21 protein-coding genes, 1 tRNA gene and 1 riboswitch are annotated in these 20,589 nt (G+C 44.6%); of the genes, 15 read left to right on the top strand and 7 right to left on the bottom strand.

Translation table 11 applies throughout. From position 1 onward, the window contains the following. Position 1 precedes the first annotated feature (1 nt). Positions 2–1,360: a GTPase HflX gene (gene hflX / locus N2245_RS05235; protein WP_494535670.1), complete on the bottom strand. Its 1,359-nt coding sequence runs from the start codon at positions 1,358–1,360 to the stop codon at positions 2–4. 34 nt (positions 1,361–1,394) lie between these two features. Beyond that, positions 1,395–2,300: a tRNA (adenosine(37)-N6)-dimethylallyltransferase MiaA gene (gene miaA, locus N2245_RS05230; protein ID WP_494535669.1), complete on the bottom strand. Its 906-nt coding sequence runs from the start codon at positions 2,298–2,300 to the stop codon at positions 1,395–1,397. A gap of 83 nt (positions 2,301–2,383) precedes the next feature. Between miaA and mltG the strand changes: the two genes are divergently transcribed. The 4 genes from mltG to erpA all read left to right on the top strand — a co-directional run bounded on the left by mltG (position 2,384) and on the right by erpA (position 4,957). Next, on the top strand, positions 2,384–3,427 hold the full coding sequence (gene mltG, locus N2245_RS05225) for an endolytic transglycosylase MltG (protein WP_494535668.1): 1,044 nt from the start codon (positions 2,384–2,386) through the stop codon (positions 3,425–3,427). Then, entirely contained in the window at positions 3,424–4,047 is a 624-nt protein-coding gene (locus N2245_RS05220; protein WP_494535667.1) for a prepilin peptidase, read from the top strand. Before mltG ends, N2245_RS05220 begins: the two co-directional genes overlap by 4 nt. A gap of 1 nt (position 4,048) precedes the next feature. Next, on the top strand, positions 4,049–4,519 hold the full coding sequence (locus tag N2245_RS05215) for a flavin reductase (RefSeq protein WP_494535666.1): 471 nt from the start codon (positions 4,049–4,051) through the stop codon (positions 4,517–4,519). An 81-nt stretch (positions 4,520–4,600) separates the two neighbouring features. Beyond that, a complete protein-coding gene (gene erpA / locus N2245_RS05210; protein WP_494535665.1) occupies positions 4,601–4,957 on the top strand; it encodes an iron-sulfur cluster insertion protein ErpA in 357 nt (118 codons plus the stop codon). A gap of 96 nt (positions 4,958–5,053) precedes the next feature. Here erpA and N2245_RS05205 read toward each other — a convergent pair whose 3' ends face one another. Next, the gene (locus tag N2245_RS05205) at positions 5,054–5,683 is read right to left on the bottom strand and encodes an LON peptidase substrate-binding domain-containing protein (protein ID WP_494535673.1); all 630 of its coding nucleotides are present in this window, start codon (positions 5,681–5,683) and stop codon (positions 5,054–5,056) included. Positions 5,684–5,799: 116 nt separating this feature from the next. On the opposite strand from N2245_RS05205, the gene mocA reads away from it, so the two are divergent. The 5 genes from mocA (at position 5,800) to N2245_RS05180 (ending at position 11,620) form a co-directional block, all read left to right on the top strand. After that, on the top strand, positions 5,800–6,429 hold the full coding sequence (gene mocA, locus N2245_RS05200) for a molybdenum cofactor cytidylyltransferase (protein WP_494535664.1): 630 nt from the start codon (positions 5,800–5,802) through the stop codon (positions 6,427–6,429). 1 nt (position 6,430) lies between these two features. Beyond that, complete coding sequence (locus N2245_RS05195) at positions 6,431–6,922, top strand: NUDIX hydrolase (protein WP_494535663.1); 492 nt, start codon at positions 6,431–6,433, stop codon at positions 6,920–6,922. Between the two features lie 144 nt (positions 6,923–7,066). Continuing rightward, entirely contained in the window at positions 7,067–7,954 is an 888-nt protein-coding gene (locus N2245_RS05190; protein ID WP_494535662.1) for a molybdopterin-binding domain-containing protein, read from the top strand. Beyond that, positions 7,951–11,496 (top strand): chromosome segregation protein SMC, encoded by a 3,546-nt coding sequence (gene smc / locus N2245_RS05185; RefSeq protein ID WP_494535661.1) that lies wholly within the window; start codon positions 7,951–7,953, stop codon positions 11,494–11,496. Before N2245_RS05190 ends, smc begins: the two co-directional genes overlap by 4 nt. Positions 11,497–11,546: 50 nt before the next feature. Beyond that, positions 11,547–11,620, top strand: a tRNA-Gln gene (locus N2245_RS05180). A 56-nt stretch (positions 11,621–11,676) separates the two neighbouring features. Here the strand turns inward: N2245_RS05180 and N2245_RS05175 are convergent. From N2245_RS05175 to N2245_RS05165, 3 genes are read right to left on the bottom strand one after another with little or no spacing between them, the layout of a single operon-like run. Continuing rightward, a complete protein-coding gene (locus N2245_RS05175) occupies positions 11,677–12,507 on the bottom strand; it encodes an ABC transporter ATP-binding protein (protein WP_494535660.1) in 831 nt (276 codons plus the stop codon). Further along, positions 12,504–13,589 carry a FecCD family ABC transporter permease gene (locus N2245_RS05170; protein WP_494535659.1) on the bottom strand — a complete coding sequence of 362 codons (1,086 nt, stop codon included), beginning with the start codon at positions 13,587–13,589 and terminating at the stop codon, positions 12,504–12,506. Before N2245_RS05170 ends, N2245_RS05175 begins: the two co-directional genes overlap by 4 nt. An 8-nt stretch (positions 13,590–13,597) precedes the next feature. Beyond that, positions 13,598–14,737: an ABC transporter substrate-binding protein gene (locus N2245_RS05165; protein ID WP_494535658.1), complete on the bottom strand. Its 1,140-nt coding sequence runs from the start codon at positions 14,735–14,737 to the stop codon at positions 13,598–13,600. Positions 14,738–14,886: 149 nt separating this feature from the next. Further along, a riboswitch (cobalamin riboswitch) is annotated at positions 14,887–15,008 on the bottom strand. A gap of 138 nt (positions 15,009–15,146) precedes the next feature. Between N2245_RS05165 and rpmH the strand changes: the two genes are divergently transcribed. The 6 genes from rpmH to N2245_RS05135 all read left to right on the top strand — a co-directional run bounded on the left by rpmH (position 15,147) and on the right by N2245_RS05135 (position 18,600). Further along, complete coding sequence (rpmH, locus tag N2245_RS05160; protein ID WP_083768837.1) at positions 15,147–15,305, top strand: 50S ribosomal protein L34; 159 nt, start codon at positions 15,147–15,149, stop codon at positions 15,303–15,305. Positions 15,306–15,313: 8 nt separating this feature from the next. After that, complete coding sequence (gene rnpA / locus N2245_RS05155) at positions 15,314–15,649, top strand: ribonuclease P protein component (RefSeq protein WP_494535657.1); 336 nt, start codon at positions 15,314–15,316, stop codon at positions 15,647–15,649. A gap of 5 nt (positions 15,650–15,654) precedes the next feature. Further along, complete coding sequence (yidD, locus tag N2245_RS05150) at positions 15,655–15,867, top strand: membrane protein insertion efficiency factor YidD (RefSeq protein ID WP_174259464.1); 213 nt, start codon at positions 15,655–15,657, stop codon at positions 15,865–15,867. Positions 15,868–15,944: 77 nt separating this feature from the next. Then, positions 15,945–16,985, top strand: coding sequence for a YidC/Oxa1 family membrane protein insertase (locus tag N2245_RS05145; RefSeq protein WP_494535656.1), 1,041 nt, complete (start codon positions 15,945–15,947; stop codon positions 16,983–16,985). Between the two features lie 27 nt (positions 16,986–17,012). Continuing rightward, on the top strand, positions 17,013–17,768 hold the full coding sequence (gene jag / locus N2245_RS05140) for an RNA-binding cell elongation regulator Jag/EloR (RefSeq protein WP_494535655.1): 756 nt from the start codon (positions 17,013–17,015) through the stop codon (positions 17,766–17,768). Further along, positions 17,743–18,600, top strand: a complete 858-nt coding sequence (locus tag N2245_RS05135) for a PfkB family carbohydrate kinase (RefSeq protein WP_494535654.1) — start codon at positions 17,743–17,745, stop codon at positions 18,598–18,600. Before jag ends, N2245_RS05135 begins: the two co-directional genes overlap by 26 nt. A 46-nt stretch (positions 18,601–18,646) precedes the next feature. On the opposite strand, the gene N2245_RS05130 is transcribed toward N2245_RS05135, so the two are convergent. After that, a complete protein-coding gene (locus tag N2245_RS05130) occupies positions 18,647–20,581 on the bottom strand; it encodes a VanW family protein (protein ID WP_494535653.1) in 1,935 nt (644 codons plus the stop codon). Between the last annotated feature and the right edge of the window lie 8 nt (positions 20,582–20,589).

Below are 20,589 nucleotides of genomic sequence, written 5' to 3'. Positions count from 1 at the left end.
ACTAGTCGCCGGACCTAGCTTCAGCAGTTTCATATCGTCTCATAAGACTTACGTATTTTTCAGGTAACTTGCCTCTGATGTGTGTGCCGGCGTGAGTAAACTCTTCAGTTCTAACCTGACCATATTTATGGAACAGGTCCACAAGAGCTCCCTCCGAATAAGGAAGCAATACATCAAGTTCCTTTAGATTGCCCTCTAGCACTTGCTCAACTTTTGATAAAAGTGTATCTATGCCCCACCCCAACTCAGCAGAAATAAGGACGTAATTATCTGGGATATCCTCTAAGGACGGTAGGCCACTATCAAGATTAGGAGCTAGCTTATCGATCTTGTTAAGTGCCACTACTGTAGGTTTATCAGCCGCCCCTAGGGATCTTAGGGTCTCATTCACAGTTGCTGCTTGTTCCTCTGCACTCTCGTGAGTTATGTCTACAACGTGGACTAGCACATCCGCTTCAAGTATCTCCTCAAGAGTAGCACGGAAGGCAGCAACTAGATCTGTAGGCAACTTCTGGATAAACCCTACCGTGTCGGTCCACAGGCTAAGCATGCCAGCAGGAAGCCGCACTTGCCTGGTAGTAGGATCAAGAGTTGCGAATAGCTTATCCTCTGCCAAGACATCAGCACCAGCAAGCTTATTAAGAAGCGTACTCTTACCAGCATTCGTGTAGCCTACAAGCGAGACTACAGGTAGCCCCTCGGCCTTCCTGTGTTCGCGCAGTATCTTACGATGCTTTCTTACCTGCTCGATCTCTCTTTTTATATGAGTTATACGCTCCCTAGACTGTCTTCGGTCAACTTCTAGCTGAGTTTCTCCTGGGCCTCTAAGACCAACCCCTCCTACCCCTTGTCTGGAGAGGTGTGTCCACATTCTTGTAAGTCTCGGAAGGCGATACTCAAGCTGAGCAAGTTCTACCTGTAATCTTCCCTCTTTAGTCCTAGCACGTCGAGCAAATATGTCTAGTATCAGGGCAGATCTATCTATTATCTTGCACTTGAGCTCATCCTCTAGATTACGCTCCTGACTTGGGGAGAGTTCGTCGTCAAATAAAACAACTGTAGCACCAGTTGCATTCTTCATATCAGCTAGCTCACGTAACTTACCCTTACCAATAAACGTCCTGGGATCAGGGGTCGCAAGACGCTGTGTTATCCGTCCTACAACCTTGACATCGGCTGTATCAGCTAGCCTCTCTAATTCATCTAGAGATGAATTAACATCCCATTTGCTATTGGGAGTCTGAACCCCTACTAAGATCGCTAGCTCTTCAGGCTGTGCAGTCGAAACTGGTTTTATAGGTCCCACTCTATCAATTGTGTCCTGCAATTGATCTCCTCTAAATACGTCTTTATTCTTCATAGTTATACTACTACAACCAAGTTGCAATAACAGATTAAGACAGATGTCTATCTATTAGAGATTTCATGCTTACCAAATCCATATCTATAGTTGGATCAAACCAATTCACGTCTCTAAACTTTCTGAACCATACGTACTGGTGTCTGACTAACTTGTGATTATGATAGGAAAGTTGTCTCAAACATTCTTCAAGAGACGATCGACCCTCAAAATATGGTTGAAATTCCCCATAGCCTATACTCTGCATGGAAGGCAGATTCCATCCGTAACCCATATCTAGCAGGCTTTGTATCTCTTCCAATAGCCCTCTACGTAACATATCTTTAGTTCTGTTCTCAATACGTTCGTATAACTTGGCCCTATTCATTGTCAGGCCAAGTATCAAAAAATCATATTTAGGAGGTTCTGAGGACTGAAGCTCAGATATTGGTCTCCCTGTTGACTTAAACACCTCTAAAGCCCTAATTATTCTTCGCAAGTCGCCTGGAAGGATCCTCTCAGCAGCCACAGGATCTACATTTCTCAACTTGTCATGGAGAAATTTTGTACCTTTTTCCTCAGCGATAGCACGCAAAGAATCTCTAATCTCAGGATTAGGAGCTACCCTTGGTATATTCCAGCCCTCAATGATTGCTTTCAGATATTGACCAGTACCTCCCACCACAAAAGGGACTTTATGCCGGCTGAGTAAATCATCAATTGTTCTATAAGACAATTCCTGCTGCTGTGCTAGTGTCCATGTCTCATCCGGATTTACTAGATCTATACAGTGATGATGAACCCTGGCCCGTTGCTCACGGGTAGGTTTCGCAGTTCCGATATCCATGTACCTATAAACCTGCCTACTATCCTGATTGACCACCTCTCCGTTATATTCAAGGCAAAGGTCTATGGATAGGGCAGTTTTACCCACAGCAGTAGGACCAAGGATTACTATCACCGGTAGCTTTTGTGCGGACACATGATATAGTATCAGGTGCCGCCGAAATTGTAATGTGCATCTCTGCTTGCTAGAATCGCAAGATGAACCAGGATATCAACAGGCAATCTCCAGATGATCAACCAGCACGTTGGCCCCTGTTTTGGGCGTTGGTGATTCTTGTCTTAACTATTCCAGCAATATGGTGGTATTTGGACCCAACACCTAGAGCGGATGCATCTTCTAAACCGGTGACGATTGTAGTGAGGCCTGGAGAAGGCTGGAACGACCTTACAGACAGGCTACACAGACTTGGAATCGTAAGAAGGCCTCTAATATTCAAGGCTCTAGTCGTACTCTCAGGTGAAAGGGGACATCTCCTACCGGGTAGATATTTGGTAAAGAAGGGAACGAGTGCTAGGGATCTCATAGCCATTTTTACAGATGCAAGCAATCAATCTAAGATCACTATTCCCGAAGGTTTCAGACTAGGACAAATCGAGGACAGGATGATTCAATTAGGACTCACTACCCCACAACAATGGCAGGAAGCGATAAATAACCCACCAAAGTTTCCGTTGTTAGCTTCTAAGCCTGAGAGAGTTAGTATCGAGGGCTATATCTTTCCAGATACGTATATCTTCACAGAGGAGAATGCTGCACAGCAGCTCGTAAGAGAGGGAATAGCTAACATGCAAAAGCACCTCTCTAGGGATATAATTCAAGGCTTCAAACGCCAAGGGCTGACTATAAACGAAGGACTAACCCTGGCCAGCATTGTGGAAAGAGAGGCTCAAATTCCATCTGAAAGACCAATAATCGCCTCGGTTTATCTCAATCGACTAAGAAAGGGCATGCCCCTGCAAGCTGATCCAACAGTCCAATATGCAGTTGGAAGAAGGGGAGAGTGGTGGAAATCCTCTTTGACAAGGCAAGATCTAAAATCCGACTCCCCTTACAATACATACGTACATAAGGGGCTTCCACCAGGACCTATCTGTAGTCCTGGATTACCATCAATAAAAGCCGTGGCGTATCCCGCTCACACAGATTATCTTTATTTTGTTGCTAAGGGCGACGGGTCACATGCTTTTGCAAAAACCTTGCAGGAACACGAACAAAACATACAAAGATATCTTGGAAGATGATCGAAGCTCTTATATCTGTAGTGACAGGTCTACTATCAGCCACCGCGGCAAATATAATTGCATCAAAGATAGGTGGAATAAAACCCGGAGTTGACAGTAAGCAATCACTCCTACTCGCTACTATTTGCTTCCTGGCAGTTGTAGTTCATGGACTGCAAGTAGGCATTGAATGCAACTTAGCCGCTGGCGTATATATTGCTCTGCTGGCTGCATGCGGGGCTATAGACCTGCAAAGGAGACTTGTATATCCATCAGTTGTGGTAACAGGGATACTGGCATCCCTGCTGCTTAATCCATTATTGTGCAATACAAACCTGGCTAATACTTTATTAGGGCTATTAGAAGGGCTTATTGTGTTTATGCTGATATTTGCAATAGGAATAGTGATGTTCCGAGCATTGGCACTTGGGGTAGGAGATATTCTATTAGCTGCCATGATAGGTAGCATGGTAGGAGCGAGATTAGTGCTAGCAGCCCTGATATTTGGGATAGTCCTTGCTGGGATCTACGCTGTAGTACTTCTGATAACAGGGAGGGCAAGTAGAAAAAGTTACTTTGCTTTTGGAGCTCCATTGTCCCTGGCTGCAATAGCTGTAATTAGCCTGAGCCTAGGAAAATAAGATGCCAAGATCTAAATCTACCGACAGCAACATAAGAGAGCTATTTACCCTAGGAGTGTATGTGCTTACTCTCGAAATTAATAACGATATCGCCCAGACGGTAACACCATGCTTGATGCCTGTTTCTTGGAATCCGCTGTTGTTAGTAGCAGGGATAAAGAAAACAGACCATCTAGCTGCATCGATAAGCAAGGATCAAACAGTGTGGATAAATGTTCTCATGGCAGGAGAGCGAACAACTGTGGAAAGCTTGCTAGAGAGTAGCCCCAAACTCCCTGATGATGTAGAAGTGCACCAGGATAACAATACCGCGCTTTCAAAATCAGTATTGGCCCTGGAATGTAGCGTAACAGAGATCATAGAGCAAGGAGATAGCTTGCTTATAATATTGAGATCAAACAGGCATTTAACACCCTCCCAAGGTCAACCGCTAACCCTCAGGCAAAGCGGGCTGGCTAGTCATTTTTACTAGTGAATCAGATTGACTAGTAACGTCGTCTTGTTATATACTGCTCCAGAGAGTAGGATATCCAGTTGGGAGGTTTCTGAAAAGATGGTAACAATTACGGAGAGTGCAGCCGCCAAGATCAAGGACCTAATGGAGAAGGAAGGACAACAGGGTGCTGCCCTAAGGCTATACGTTGCAGGCGGCGGATGCTCCGGTCTCAACTATGGCATGGCCTTTGAAGAAGAGGTTGATCCTGAAGACCATGTGTTCGAGCAAAACGGGGTCAAGATTCTTATAGACAGCTATAGTTATCCTTATGTCAAAGGCTCTGAGATAGACTACATTGATGGTCTCTTTGGATCAGGATTCACGATCAACAACCCTAACGCAGTAAGCACTTGCGCTTGCGGCCACTCTTTTGATACTGGCAATAACGCCGCTACAGCCAGAAGCTGCAGATAGTGTTATAAGTAAATAAAATCGGAAGAGCCACTACAAGGGAAGTACCTACTAGTAGGTACTTCCCTTGTAATTTAGAAGAAAGATTTAGGTCAAACTCTAAATATCACTATCGGGCTCAATAATAGGTCTAGTAGGTCCTATTTTATCCAAGAGGCTTACCTCTGCACGTAGATGCTTAGCTATCCAGCTTAGTCTTTGCCTGGCAGAGGTGCACTCTAAGATTTTCTGTTTCTCAGATAAAGGAATATGAAGTGCTCCTGCTACAAAAGACAGGGACTGAATATCATGGCTGATCTCATCTGAAGCCCCTTTTATACCTGCCTTTTGTCGATAAGCAGATATCAAATCCCTTACCTCTTCAGCAAATATATACACCTCATGCTCATCCTCTTCTTCATCTTGTAAAAATTCTATCTCAGCCTGCAAGTAAGGCTCATCATCTATAAGTCGAAGGATCCGAAATCTCTCCTTACCTACCGTAAGTAGATCCATACGACCATCTGGATACTTCCCAGCTGAAACTATTCTTGCTATAGTACCAACTTCTTCTGGCTCAGCCGGACCTCCAACCTCTTTACCCCTGCGAATCTTAACCACCCCGAACATTCCATCGTGAGCAAGACAGCGCGAGATCATTATCTTATACCTCTCCTCAAAGATGTGGAGGGGTAAAAGCATGCCTGGAAATAGCACAGTGTGTAATGGAAACAAAGGTATTATATTCACGGATGGTTGCAAGGAATACTCCTGTATCTAAACTAGGAAGCAAAAATCTAGCTTCTTCTCCCATAACTATGGTAAATACGCAAGAGCATAACTGCAAATATGACTATTGAGAGCCGATGATAGACGATAAGATAAATCCAACAAAGGTTACAGGCATAATCTTAGCAGCTGGACTCTCCCAGAGGATGGGACAACCTAAACAGCTCTTAAGATTAGGGTCTCAAACACTCCTATCACAAGTCATGCTTAACACTATAAGGTCAAAATTGGACCGAGTGATCGTAGTAGTATCACCCCAAATAGAGCAGCAAGCCATCCAAATACTAGAATCACTAGACAAAAATGTGCTTATAGTGGTCAATACAGACCCAGGAAGAGGGATAAGCTCATCTATCAAGTTAGGCTTAGAGGAAGTGAGCGAAGACACCATGGGAGTAATGATCCTGCTTGGAGATCAACCCTTAGTGAGCGCTAAGGTCATAGATAAATTAATCGACGCATTTGATCTTCATTCAAAGAAGATAATAGTTCCTACTTATAACGGTAAAGATGGCAACCCAGTTATTTTCCCTACAGAATCCCTCGATGATTTAAAGACGATAAGTGGAGATAAAGGGGCAAAAAATATCATCTACAATCACATAGACATGGTAATAAAAGTGGAAGTTGGTGATCTGGGTTCCATGGAGGATATTGATACACCTGAAGACTATAAAAACATCATTGCAAGATTTATGGAACAATAGCATGTACTGTCTACAGTGCGGTCACGAGCTTACCAGACGAAATTTGGAAGATAAGATAAGGCCCGTTTGTCCTTCATGTGGATGGGTACTATGGAACGATCCGAAAGTAGTAGTTGCTGCCCTAATACACTCCGACTTCAACATTTTGCTATGTAAGAGGACTTACGACCCCGGCAAAGACAAGTGGAGCTTTCCCGCAGGCTACGTCGACCGAGGTGAAAAGCTAGAAGATGCGCTGGAACGGGAAGTCTACGAGGAAACAGGGTTACGAATATCTAATCCAAAACTGATTGAACTTTGGTCGGAAAGGAGTAACCCAGTAATTCTGGCCGTATATGAAGTCCAAAACGTACAAGGTAAGATTTTACCCAATCAAGACGAAATTGCAGCCATTGGTTGGTTTGATGCTCGTGCCCTCCCTGATATGGCCTTTGAACACGACAAGTTTATAATAAATAACTGGCTCACGAAACTAGTAAAGGAACAAGAATAGCAAATGCGGGCTATAGAGCTACCAGCTAGTCAAGTAACCAGCTATCAGGGAAGTATTATATGTCATAACATCTTTGATCCTGCTAATCCTAAAAAGATCCTAATAAGAAAAGGTCACATAATAGATGGCTCTGAGCAACAGGTAATGAGCTATCTGGGAGATCTTAAAATACACCTAGTCATACTCGAGAAAGGCGACATAGACGAAGCTACAGCTGCTGAGAGGATCGCAAGAGCAGCAGCAGGGACGGGGCTACAGCTAGGCCCCATAAGCGAAGGTAGCCTACGCATTGAAGCAACGGTTCGTGGGTTGCTTAGAGTTGATATAGACCGTCTACAAAGAGTCAACGAGATAGACGGTGTACTATTATGGACTCTGCATGATAGAACACCCGTAGAGATTGGGCAACACGTAGCGTCTGCTAAGATAGCACCTCTAGCTATATCTGAGGCAAGCATCCGCGAAGCCGAATCTCAGATGTACAATGGAGTAATTCATGTTGCTCCCTATCAGAGCAAACAGATTGGAGTAATCGTACAAGAATCCATGGGTTTGAAGGCTAGAGAGAAGTTTGAAATGGTGCTCAAAGACAAAATAGCCTGGTTTGGATCTCAAGAAACCATTCTAGTCTATTCTGCTAGCGAAAAGATAAAAGAGGATCTGGAGCATATAATAGCGTCTGGATGTGATTTGGTTATGATTGGTGGCACAAGCTCCTTAGATCCATTGGACCCTGCTATAAAAGCTATTGAGCATCTTGGAGGGAAAGTAATCAGAAGAGGGATACCTGCACACCCGGGAAGTACCTACTGGTTAGCGTATTTAGCGAATACCCCTATCATTGGTGTGGCTTCGTGTGGTATGTTTTCACAACGAACAGCCTTAGATCTTATAATGACTAGGTTCTTTACGGGAGAGCAACTGGATAACGCCCTAATCGCAAACTTAGGACACGGAGGACTTATAACCCGGGAAGTAACCCATATGTTCCCCAAGTATACGGAGTATAGGGATATTCAGGCGGAAAATTGAAGATCAATTCCCTGAAAATACAAGGATTCAAGAGCTTTAGTAATCACACATTACTAGAGTTTGATCATGGCATAACGGCTATAGTTGGCCCCAACGGCTCAGGCAAGAGCAATATACTAGAAGCTATAAGATGGGTTCTGGGTGAACAGAGCTATTCCCTACTTAGAGGTAAGAGAGCAGAAGATGTAATTTGGGCGGGCAGCCCTGGCAAACCAAGGGCCGGCATGGCTGAAGTAGAGATATCGATTGATAACCACGACAAATCTATCCCCCTCCCGTACGAAGAAATCAGCATAACAAGGCGAGCCTACAGAAGTGGTGAGAACGAATACCTGATAAACAGCAGAAAGGCAAGGCTACGTGACGTCCAGGAGATAGGGGCAATCATAGGTGAATCTTTCACCTTCATAAATCAGGGATCAGTTGATGAAGTGTTACTGATTAGCCCTGAAAATCGTACATTGCTCCTCGAACAGGCAGCAGATATAACACACCACTTCAAAAGACGGGACGAAACTCTGAAAAGGCTTGCAGAGGTAGAAGATAACCTCAGGCGAGTAGAAGATTTATTGAACGAAACCAGACCGCGTCTCAAAAGCCTTATCAAGCAAGTAAACAGCCTGCGATCAAAAGAATTCGAAGAGGACAGGCTAAGGCAGCTATTAACGGCCTACTACTCCCGGCTAATTCAGGACTTAGAGAGCCAAATAGGATCAGCTAGACACAGAAAAGTTCATCTTCAGAATAGGCGCGAGCAGATACTGGATCATTTACCCAAACTCGAATCGCAAAAGCAGCTTATAGAGCATGATATCGAAAAAAGGCAAAACCACATCGAGCAAGCAAACACCTCCCTAAGAGAGAACAAGGCTATAATAGCTTCCCTACAGAGGCAGATCACAGATCTTCAGAAAGAATTAACAGAAAATGAAACCCAAGCAAGAATAATAGAATCCAAGATAGAGCACCTACAAGCTCAGAAGCTGCAAGTCTTAACCGAGATACATAAACTTGAAGCTGAAATAGAACTTCTGTGTCAACAAAAGCAACGGGTAGAAACTGAATTACTAAATCTAGAGCGATGCTCAAGGGATGGTCTAGATAAAAAGCAACAAATAGAAAATTCTATCGCAGGCTCCGAGCAAGAACTATCAGAATTGCAAAGGGAGATAGCTTCTAAGAAGAGACTAGTGGAAATCCTAACTAAGGAGATAAGTAACTTAGGAAATGAAATAGAGATCCATACCAGCGAGAGGCTTAACATTCAAGCTCGCAGCGAAGAGATACAAACCCAAAGACAAGACCTAAGAGATAGGATACAAGTCGCTGAACGGGAAAGACTAAGGTTATCAGAAAAAATCAAAGATATAAAGCAAAAAATAGATGCAACTAAACGTGAACATCAAGAACTTCAGCAAAGGTACAGCGATCTATCCTTACAGCTACGTGAAGTACAGTCTAGAGAGAAGATACTTGATGATATCAGCAAGAGCGCAGCTGATATGCAGCCTAGTGTAAGAGAGGTTATGCGCGCAAGTACCTCCGGAGTATTGCACGGGATATTGGGACCTGTTGGCAATCTCATAGCTGTCCCAGCAGAGCTGGAAATAGCTATAGAAGCAGCAATTGGATCAGGCTTACAGAACATCATAACCCTAACCTGGCAGGATGCAGAGCGAGCTATCGAATGGCTAAAGATGAAGAAAATTGGGAGAGTAACCTTCCTTCCTATAGATACAGTAACGCCTCTAAAGGCTTCTTACATACCAAATATCGGCGGTGTAGTTGGAATCGCAAGCGAATTAGTAGACTATCCGGAACAGATAGATAAAGCAATATCTTACATGCTAGGAAGAATATTGATCGTACGTGATCTTGGCACAGCAAGACGAGTATTGTCTAGTGCCAGAGGTATTAGCTCAATAGTAACTTTAGAAGGCGAGGTGGTTAGACAAGGAGGAGCGGTTACTGGAGGTAATTTATCTAAGACGCAAGGAGGGATTCTAGCCAAAAGACGTGAGCTAAAAGAATCACGTGAAAGGGCCAGAGAGATCAGCAAGAAGCTTGAGGAGGTAAAAGATCAAGTATATAAGCTGGAGAATATCCTACAAACACTCAGACAACAAGAGGACAGTTTCACTAAAGACCTGTTGCAATTGGAGCAGCGCTTGCTCAGGGAAAAAGGCTCTGAGAAGTCTTTAGAAGACCAATATAGACTGCTTACCGAAAGATTAGATTGGGTAGAACAACAAATAGCACGACTCCAAAGAAGATTAAACGAAGCAAATAAAAAGCTGCCTCGAGAAGAAGAACAGCTGCATAAGCTTATCGAAAAAGAAAAGAATATCGAAGCCAGAATTAATCAAGAAAGGGAAGTCCTTAGAGGGTATGAGAGTAGCATATCTGAGATGGAGACTAACCTTCTAAGGGTATCCTCCTCTCTAGAAACGCTCAATAGAGAGCTTGCAAAAACAACTCACAGCTTACATGAAAACAAGGCCAGGATCGTCAAAATAGATTCTGAGATAGCTAGCAGGCAGTCGGAGCTAGATGACATTCATGGACGAGTAGAACAATTGTCACCTCAGGTATCCCATTTAATGGGACAGCTAGATGTTGTATCTAAAGAGATCAGCAGCTTGCAAGAGCAGATAGATGAAGATTCTAATCAAATGGATTCATTAAGAGAATCCCTCATAGCAATCGAGAATCAAATAGCCTCATCAAGTAATGAGCTGAGCTCTATACATGACTCCCTACAAGACGCATGTACATTGTTAGAACATCTTGAAAGACAAAAAAGCGACATCATACATGCATGCCAAAGAGAAACAGGTAAAGCTCCCTCCGCCGATATTCAAAGCAGTGACGATCTAGGAGATTTGAATAAAAAGATTGAACAATCAAGACAGAAAATATCCAGAATAGGACCAGTAAATCCACTGGCAATCGAAGAATATAACCAAGTACGTAATAGGGTAGATTTTCTCGAGTCTCAACTAAGGGACATCAACAAAGCTAAGCATAACCTAGAAGATCTCATCAATAGGCTAGAGCATGAGATGCAACAGGCATTTCAGGAGACATTCCAGGAAGTATCACAAACCTTTGCCCAGTACTTTGATCGACTCTTTGGAGGTGGCAAGGCAGGTCTAAAGCTAGCCAAAGATGATAAGGATAAGTTAGGAGTTGAAATAGAAGTCCAACTGCCAGGTAAAAGAATCTCAACTTTATCGGCATTGTCAGGTGGAGAAAGAGCTTTATGCTCTTGCGCATTGTTATTAGCTCTAATAAAGGATAGTAAAGCTCCATTCTGTGTTATGGATGAGGTGGATGCAGCACTTGATGAACGTAACGTTACAAGGTTCTGTGACCTCTTAGAAGAGTTAGCAAGCGACACCCAGTTTATAGTCATAACCCACAACAGGTTCACTGTTGAGAGAGCTAGTAGGATATTTGGAGTAACCCAAGATAAACAGGGTGTAAGTACTGTATTAAGTGTCAGAATGGAAGACTATCTAGCAACAGATAAGGCTTCTTAATGAAGGGTTTGCCAAAGAAGTCATCATTTTGGTAAACTATTTGGCGTCGATGGGGGATCGTCTAACGGTAGGACGACTGACTCTGGATCAGTTAATCGTGGTTCGAATCCACGTCCCCCAGCCAGCTGGTAGGCCTAGCTAGGTTACCAGCTTTATTTATATGATCAGTGATCAGCCTTTCTAAGCTCCCTCATTCAAGTTATCCTGTGCAGACCGACTAATCGGTACAGCATAGGCAAGAGGTACTCCTATTTCTTCATCTTGAACTACCTTGATCCGAGTGTCATACAGTCCTGACAGAGTACTAGTATTCAAAGTATCATCTGGGCTTCCCAAAGCGTAAACCTTACCATCTTTTAGCAAAGCCACACGGTCGAAATACAGTGCAGCAATGATAGGATCGTGTAAGCAGGCTACTATGGTTATATCTAAACTCTTTCTTATGTCGCATAATGCATCGAACACCAAGTTTTTATATTTCATATCTAAATGGGCAGTAGGCTCATCCAGAAGCATGATCTTAACTTTCTGAGCTAATAGCATGGCGATCATAACCCGCTGTTTCTGTCCCTCACTAAGACTGCTTATACGCCTATGTTGTATACCCTCAAGTTGCATCATCTCCAGAGCACGATCGACGGCTTGAACATCCTCGTCTTTGAATCCAAGCTCAAGCCGTGACTTATAGGGTATACGTCCTAGAGATACGAATTCCCTTACTCTCCACGTGGGCAGCACATTCTGCTCTTGTGGTAATATACCTAGAACTCTAGCAAGATTCTTCCTAGAATAAGCCCTTATACTTCTAGATTCAATGATCACGTCGCCCATAGAAGGTTTCAAGAAACCGCTGATAACCCTAAGCAGGGTTGTTTTGCCACTTCCATTGGGACCTAGCACAGCAAACATCTCGCCGTATTTTACGTCCAAGTTGACACCTCGTAGCACAGGCACGTGCCCATACGAAAAGTGCAGATTGTTTAGCACTATCGCTGCCCCATCAGTTCTCATAATGAATATCCCTTTCCTAACTTCCGTAGCATAAACAGGAAGAATGGAGCTCCAATCATAGCAGTCAATATCCCTACAGGCACTTCGTTTGGAGAGAGAACTACACGGGCTAGCAAATCAATGATTACCATGAAGGATCCACCGACCAAAGCAGTTACTGGAATCATTGTAGTGTGTTTGGGTCCGAAAGCCATTCTCATAACATGCGGCACAACCAATCCAACAAAACCTATGAGCCCACTAACAGATACGGCACTTGCGGTGAGCAAAGCAGATAAACCTATAAGAACAATGCGTGTATAGGTTACATTAACACCCAGGTAAGAGGCACCCTCATCACCAAGGGTGAGTGCATCAAGATCAGAAGCCATGAAAAACAGTACTAAGATAGTAACGAAGAACAAAGGCAATAAGACTCTTAGCTCATTCCACCCTGATACTCCAACACCTCCTAGCAGCCATACAAATACTGCTTTCAACTGAGATTGTACTAGGGGAGTAAATGCCATGATAAAGCTCATTATCGCTCCCAGAAAAGATCCTACAGCTACGCCAGCTAGTATCAGCCGAGTCGGATCAACGGATCCGAAGGCTCCAGCTATTAGGTACACTAACACGACAGATAGCATAGCCCCCACAAACGCCAGAAGTGGAACTGGGGCAAATCCAAGAAAATCCCACTTTAGCGCAAGTGCCATTGCAAGTACGGCTCCTAGTCCAGCCCCTGAGGATGATCCCAAGATATAAGGATCAGCCAGGGGATTTCGGAATACCCCTTGCATAATAAGTCCTGCTGATGACAACCCACACCCTACAAGGAAAGCTGCTACCACCCGAGGCAATCTAAGTTGGAATAAAATAGCGCTATCGCTCTCAGACCAAGTGACCGCAATAGGTAATCCTAGGGCATGGGCTATCATCCTGATTTCCTGGAGTGGTGAAATATAGGCCGAACCAATAGAGGATGCCAAGATGATAGATATAAAGGCTAAGATCATAAGAAAAAATATGACACCACCAGCTCTGAGCCAGTGGGAACTCTTTTTAATCTCAGAGCTAGTGGCTTGGACTTGACTGCTCATGATTAAACCTATCTTTCGCCAAATACCTCTGGATGAATAATAGCGGCAAGCTGCTTGATAGCTTGAGTCAACCTCGGGCCCGGCGTTGTATAAAGATCAGGGTTGACAGGTACTACCCTATTTTTCTTTACAGCTTCGATAGTACTGAAACCTTCCCTGCTCTTCACATCCTCAACTGTAGTCGGGTTGAGGAAATCAGGACCCACAAAGCCCTTGACATCCCCTAGGATTATTACCTGAGGGTTACGTCTCACTATAGACTCATAACTCACCTGTGGAAAAGGATTCTTGACACTACCAAATATATTTCGCCCTCCCGCGATGGTTATCATTTGGTCAACCAAAGATCCAGCACCATAGGTATAAGGCTTGCCTGGAGTACTAATGTCTGATTCGAAATAGACCCTAACTTTTGGCAGTTTGCTGGTCTTAGATTTCACCTGCTCGACAGTATCCTCCAGCTGAGAGGCAAGTTTATCCGCCTCCTCGGTGTGGCCTGTAATCCTACCTAGATCTCGGATATGCCTTACCACCTGGTCTATGGTGCCTGGATACCCCGTATTGATCACCGTTATACCAGCATCCCTTAGGGGCTTATCTACTATCTGCTCAGCCCCTAGACTACTTAGTACTAGATCCGGTTTTAGAGAAACTATCTGTTCTATATTGAATTTCTGGTACGTGCCTTTTATCTTAGGTTTCTCGGCAGCCTCTTTAGGATAACTAGTAAACTGATCCACAGCTATAACCTGATCACCCGCACCGATAGCGAATACCGTCTCATTATTTGAGGGAAATAGCGAAACTATCCTACGAGGCTGAGATCTCAGAGTTACTTTATGACCAGTAGCATCCGTATAGGTAAAAGGATACCCATTCTCCGAGGAACCACTGGTAGGTACTTCCGTCGCTGCTGGTGTGGTAGAAGCCGTGACCGTATTTTGAGGTGTAACTGTGGGAGAAGGAGATGTAACCGGAGTATCCCCCTGAGTCTCCTGTGGAGTTTCAGTAACAGAAGACACAGGAGAGGTTGGTGCAGCAGAAATCAAAGGGGTTGGAGTTGAGGAAACGTTCTGTTGTCCACAAGAGACTACCAGCAAGGCTAGAGAAGTAAGGATCGTAATCAGAAATGCTAGACGCCTAACCACTTCTACCTCCAGAAAATTTTTATTTATTCAAAGTTTGGGCGCCTAGCTGGCGTAAAACTAACAAAAAAGCCTTGCTCCCCATTTGGCAGCAAGGCGCACAATCTGTTAGATTACAAATCTCCCAGCGGCGCCCTTTGCTCGAAGGGTTGCCTGCTGACACCGTGAGGGCAGGTATTCGGGCTCAGCAGCAGACTGCTTACCGTTGCGGCACAGCGCCGGTCTCTAACCGGACTTCCCCTGTCACCTCACTGCCTTTATTTAGTTTTTGCGGGCATAATTATGCCCATATCTAAAGACGAATGTCAATGCTTTAGAGACCATCTACAGACAACAATTGAACAAAAAACCTCCTATAGTGTATAATTCCCCGTCCTAGTAAGATCACTATTGATTGAAGGGGTATTTGACTGTGCCCAAAAGAACCTATCAGCCTAAGAAGAGAGTTCGCTTAAGAGAGCATGGATTCAGGGCCAGGATGAAGACTCTCGGGGGGCGGGCAGTGATAGCTGCTCGCCGCAGGAAGGGTCGCTGGCGCCTTACAGCAAGCGATAGCAAGACCTGGAAATAAGATCCACCTTGGATAGGCTGCATCGGCTTACCTCATCAAAAGACTGGAAAGAGGTTAGAACTAGAGGTCGATGCAGCCGTACTAGTTTTGCTACTATTTGCGTGCTATTTGAAGGCGAGTCAGAGAAGTTTGGGTTTGCAGCTGCCAAATCTATAGGGTCGGTAGCAAAAAGGAATAGAGCGAAACGCAGGCTCAGGGAAGCGTTCAGGCAGACATATAAATTTGGTAGCAAGCCCTGTCTAGTTATAGCTATAGCGGGACCAGAATGTCTAACTATGGATTTCCAAGAACTAAAAAGCAAATTAGCCCAGCAGCTTTCGGATCTAGGGCTGCCTATATCGTAGGAGAAATTCTTAAGTTCACCGCGTTAGGTGCTATAAGGTTCTATCAACTTACTATATCGAAAGCTCTCCCCCCTTCATGCCGTTTCTACCCCAGCTGCTCACAATATGGGTATGAAGCTATCGAAAAATATGGTATCTTCAAGGGAGGATGGTTGACCATCAGAAGGGTCTTGAGATGTCACCCTTGGTCAAAAGGTGGGTTCGATCCCGTTCCATGATCGTGATTTACACCTGTGACTATAATTTATAAGAGGAATTTCTCCTTAGAACAGCTATTTAGAAGGAGTAGTTAGTTTTGCATATACCTGGTTGGAACTCATTAGTACAGTTAATAACTGACGGACTATTATTCTTCCAAGGACTTACCGGAAGTACTGCTCTAGCCATAATTCTGTTCACTATCATAATCAAGCTTATAGTCCTACCACTATCTCTTCCAGCACTCAGAAACTCTAGAAAACAACAGCAGATTGCTCCACTAATCAAGCAAATTTACAAGAAGCATGGCAAGGACAGGGCCGCTATAAGTGCAGAGACTATGGCATTGTATCAACAGTATGGCATCAACCCTATGAGTGGTTGCTTGCCACTGTTAATCCAATTCCCAATATTCCTTGCTCTATGGCAGGCAATAATGCATCTAAGTACTGGTAACAATGTTGGGGGATTGCTTTGGATAGATAACCTTGCGAGGCCTGATCACATCTTACCTTTCCTTGCTGCACTAGCACAGTGGCTGCAAACTAGGATGGCCATACAGCCCAAAGATCAAATAATAGATCCTCAACAGCGCAGCATGAACACTATAATGCAGATCATGCCTCTAATGGTTATATTCATAGGTTGGAACATAGCAGCAGGTGCTGTACTCTACTGGTTCGTATCAAGCTTGTTCAGTGCTGTGCAACAGTACTTCGTAACCGGCTGGGGCTCACTCGTGGATATGTTCCCCTTCCTGCCAAGAAAGAAGTTCCCTCCTCTGGAACCTATCAAGCCTAAGGAGGGGCAACCAGCTAGAAAAAGTTTCATGCAAAGAATGCAGGAAAAAGCTCTCGAGATGCAGCAACAGCAGCAAAAGTTACAGGCTCAAACAGCAGCGGCTTCAAATGCCTCTAGCGGTAGCGCCAATCGTAGCACTAATCGTAGCGCCAACGAAGAGATCATTCAGGAAGCCGAATTTCACAGTGGGATAAGATTCACTGATGATGCTTGGGGGCTGCCTGGGGCACCTGGTACTTCAGGCAGTAGTGCTCTGGCTGCATTAGACGCACCTTCTAAGCCACAACAGTCAAATAAAGCCAAAAAGCTTGAATCAAAGAAAAAAAAGAGAAGATAAATAAGGGTGTGGAGGTAATCTGGAAAATTGGAGAGGCCTGAGAAAGTCGAGATCTCGGCTACTTCTGTGGAGGATGCAATACAGCTTGCCTTGGAACAGCTAGGCAAGTCAAGAGATGAAGTAGATATAAAAGTCCTAAGATATCCAAACGAACCTGACGAGCACGGCTTTATAACGGACGAAGCTCTCGTATCAGTTAGCGTCAAGAGCAGCACTTCCGAGCTGCCAGAAGATCAAGAAGCTGAGAAGATTAAACACCTGCTTACACCTGATGAAAGAGAGACCGTTGCCAATCTCGGGCAGGAAGTCATGAGCGACATTCTGCATCACCTAAATCTGATTGCAAGTTGCAAAATCAACCAAAGGAGTTTAAGGCCAGACCAAGCCGAGTCTCCAGTAGTTCTCGAAGTAGAGGGAGAGGACCTAGGGATACTCATTGGGAGAAAGGGAGATAACCTAGATGATGTCCAGTTTGTGCTGAATCATATAGTCCAGAAGAAGGTAGGTTACTGGCCAAACTTACTACTTGATGTAGCAGGATACAGAAAGAGAAGAGAAGCAGTCCTCAGAGAAATGGCCAAGAGGGCAGCTGCACGCGTCGTCAGAACAAGGCAACCTTACAGCTTCGAACCTATGCCCCCTAGAGAGAGAAGAATTATTCACCTAACCCTTTCCCGAGATAATAGAGTGAGATCTGAAAGCTCCGGAGAAGGGGACGCGAGGCACGTAGTTGTTTATCCCAATCCTAGGAGACCTAATGCCGGCAACAGAAGAAAGTCCTGATTTCCTAATACTTGGACACGTAACCAAGGACATACTAGAAGAGGGCTATGTTATAGGCGGTACAGCTACCTATGCGGGAATCGTTGGTATAAAGTTAGGTGTTCGTACCGCTGTGGTAACTAGCTGCGACAATGATATTGACGTAAATGGAGCTCTCTCTGGAGCTGAGGTCAAGGTTATACCCAGCCAATACTCCACTACATTCGAAAATATTTACGTAGGAAATAAGAGACAACAGAGGCTACTAGCCAGGGCACTTCCAATATCGATTGATGATGTTCCGTCCAATTGGAGACAAGCCCCAGTGATACTACTTGGACCTGTCGCCAGAGAGCTGGAAAACGACTTATTCGATGCTTTTCCTCACGCTCTGGTAGGTATAACCCCTCAGGGAATGATGCGCGGATGGGGAGAAGACCATAAGGTATTCCCAATCCACTGGAAGGAAGCTGATAAGCTTCTAAAGCACGTGCAGGTCGCTATTCTCAGCGAGGACGATCTAGTGGATGAGTCCGATTTAGACATGTACCTCAATACTGTTCCCACAGTCGTAGTTACAAGAAGCGATAGAGGAGCAACAGTATTTCACCAAGGACAGGAGAGGTCATTCCCTGCATTTCGTTGCAATGTAGTGGATGCTACTGGAGCCGGCGACGTGTTTGCCGCTTCATTCCTTATAGAGCTATACCGTACAGGCAGTATAGAACACGCTGCCACTTTTGCAAATGCAGCAGCTTCCTTTGCGATCGAAGCTGTAGGACCTACCGGTATACCTACTAGGGAAAAGATCGAAAAAAGAATTGCTGATGCCTGTTACATACTAACAGAATAAACTAGTAAGTAATCTGCCAAGGTCTCACCAAATAACCTTAAATCTTCTAACCATTGTCTGAGTTAGCACTACCTACAGCGAATACTGTAGGTAACGGATCATAACTGCTCGTAATATTATCATCCAGGATGACTTCCGTTCCCTTACGTACAGTACGCTCTATTACCACATCAGCACCTGCAGAAGCGTATAGATAAGTCTCAGTCTTGCCAGATTCTAATGTAGGGTCAGTCCAATAGATATCGCCTATAGGCTGAACGACATTTTCTATGATGGGTGGCTTTACATCAACCGACCAACCCGGATCTGTACCATAAAGATTCACCTGTACGGTCTGGTCCTGGTCTGACACGCTGACCTGAATCAGGATAGCAGCAGGCGTGCTGTTCGTAAATCTCAGGTCGGTACCCGGAACGAGAACCATAGCGTCGGTCCCAGGTTGCTGGTTCTCCTGTTGATAGAAATCCAATCGGTAAGGCATGGAATGCCTTTCTAGAATTGGCAATCCTGCATAGAGCGCGGCTCTGAAAACAGTTGTGGCGACCTGATTAATACCGCCTGGCCACCCTTGTAGCTCAAGCCTATTATCCCCAACAAGTTCAGGCTTATAACCTGCAGATTCTGAGATCTTACCAATAGCATCAGCGAACGAGAAATCGCTGCCCGCGGGTATTACATAACCATTGATAGCCTGGGCCGCCTTCTTGATGTTATCTATACGTTCCGGTCTCGACCCTCTAAATCCCGATACACCTGAGGCTATAAGCTCCTTGATACCAAGCGAAGCTATGTTGTTCTCTGATACAGATGGGCTGATACGAGAAATAGGGAGTTGCACCTGCCGAGAATTCGATTTAGCAGCTTCCTGTATTAGGCCAATAGCTCGATCAATATCTAGTCTCCTGCCCAGTTTTCCTGGAGCAAGAACCGACAGATGCCCATTATCCCATCTTAATCGAGCATTTACTGGTTCTGAATTTATATCCTTAGCAACTGAATCAAGGTAGTTCTCCAGTTCAACAGGATCTAAGTAGACATCTAGCTCAGTGTTACCTTTTACCTTTACGGGTTTACTTCTAAGCCAATCTTGGAGCTTATCAGTGGTTATCTGCCATTTCTGTTGATTGTCACCAACTAACGTTATAGGCGATGAAATCATGCTCTTAGCCAGTGACTCTGCCTTACTGACTTCTTGACTGCTGATAGTACCAGCAGTAGTGTACACAGCGATGCTAACAGGCCCCTTAGACATCTTCCTTAGAGAGGTCAAAACCTTGGATTCTGTCTCAGGCTGAAGGAAAGTATAACCGGCTCCACCACCCTCTATCTGAATGTTGCCGTCAGAGACTTGGATGGAAGGATTTAGAGGATCCCGATTGATTTGCCTGCCTATGTCCGACAAATAGCTTGACAACCTACTTTCATCTATACGCATGACAATAGGCACGACCTCTGGACTTTGCTGGCCAACTAGTGTGCGAGCAATGACTAAGATAACTGGATCTTCTCTACCAGCTCTCATAGCCCTGTTGACGGTAGCTTCTACGTCTATCGTAAGTCCTATGTCCTCAGCAGCGGGATGCCATTGAAGTTGGCCAAAAGTCAGTACGACAGGGTTATTCAGGTAATCCTCTAGCGAGGACTCCAGCTTTTCCTTAGCATCATCCTGAGTAAGGGAGCCTACAGCTATATTCCCAACCACAACCTGAGGGTATATCCTATCTGAGTAAGCTCTTGTGATGAGAAAAGCAGAGCCTAACAAAACCACCACAAAGACCGCCAGTACTGGCAAAGCGGCCCGAATAAGCCTAAGTAGAAATGATCTACCGTAGGGGTAGTTTCTGAGCTCAGATGCCTCTTCTCGCCAAGACTCGATTTCCCTGGCGACGATCTTTTCCATTTGAGCCCTGCGGGTCTCACGAGCTGAGGGATGATGACTATGAGGATTAGTTGGGAATCGCCAGTCTTTGTAATCACGCATGCTTTATT

It is taken from the genome of Thermobaculum sp. T2p (assembly GCF_059335935.1).
The sequence above is the reverse complement of the archived record's forward strand: the minus strand, read 5'-3'. Positions and strand labels throughout refer to the sequence as shown.

Coding starts and splice junctions, on each gene's coding strand:
- N2245_RS05135 (WP_494535654.1), top strand. CDS start 17,743: ATGCCGGCAACAGAAGAAAGTCCTGATTTCCTAATACTTGGACACGTA.
- N2245_RS05220 (WP_494535667.1), top strand. CDS start 3,424: ATGATCGAAGCTCTTATATCTGTAGTGACAGGTCTACTATCAGCCACC.
- N2245_RS05170 (WP_494535659.1), bottom strand. CDS start 13,589: ATGAGCAGTCAAGTCCAAGCCACTAGCTCTGAGATTAAAAAGAGTTCC.
- N2245_RS05175 (WP_494535660.1), bottom strand. CDS start 12,507: ATGAGAACTGATGGGGCAGCGATAGTGCTAAACAATCTGCACTTTTCG.
- erpA (WP_494535665.1), top strand. CDS start 4,601: ATGGTAACAATTACGGAGAGTGCAGCCGCCAAGATCAAGGACCTAATG.
- hflX (WP_494535670.1), bottom strand. CDS start 1,360: ATGAAGAATAAAGACGTATTTAGAGGAGATCAATTGCAGGACACAATT.
- N2245_RS05215 (WP_494535666.1), top strand. CDS start 4,049: ATGCCAAGATCTAAATCTACCGACAGCAACATAAGAGAGCTATTTACC.
- mltG (WP_494535668.1), top strand. CDS start 2,384: ATGAACCAGGATATCAACAGGCAATCTCCAGATGATCAACCAGCACGT.
- N2245_RS05195 (WP_494535663.1), top strand. CDS start 6,431: ATGTACTGTCTACAGTGCGGTCACGAGCTTACCAGACGAAATTTGGAA.
- N2245_RS05130 (WP_494535653.1), bottom strand. CDS start 20,581: ATGCGTGATTACAAAGACTGGCGATTCCCAACTAATCCTCATAGTCAT.
- mocA (WP_494535664.1), top strand. CDS start 5,800: ATGATAGACGATAAGATAAATCCAACAAAGGTTACAGGCATAATCTTA.
- N2245_RS05190 (WP_494535662.1), top strand. CDS start 7,067: ATGAGCTATCTGGGAGATCTTAAAATACACCTAGTCATACTCGAGAAA.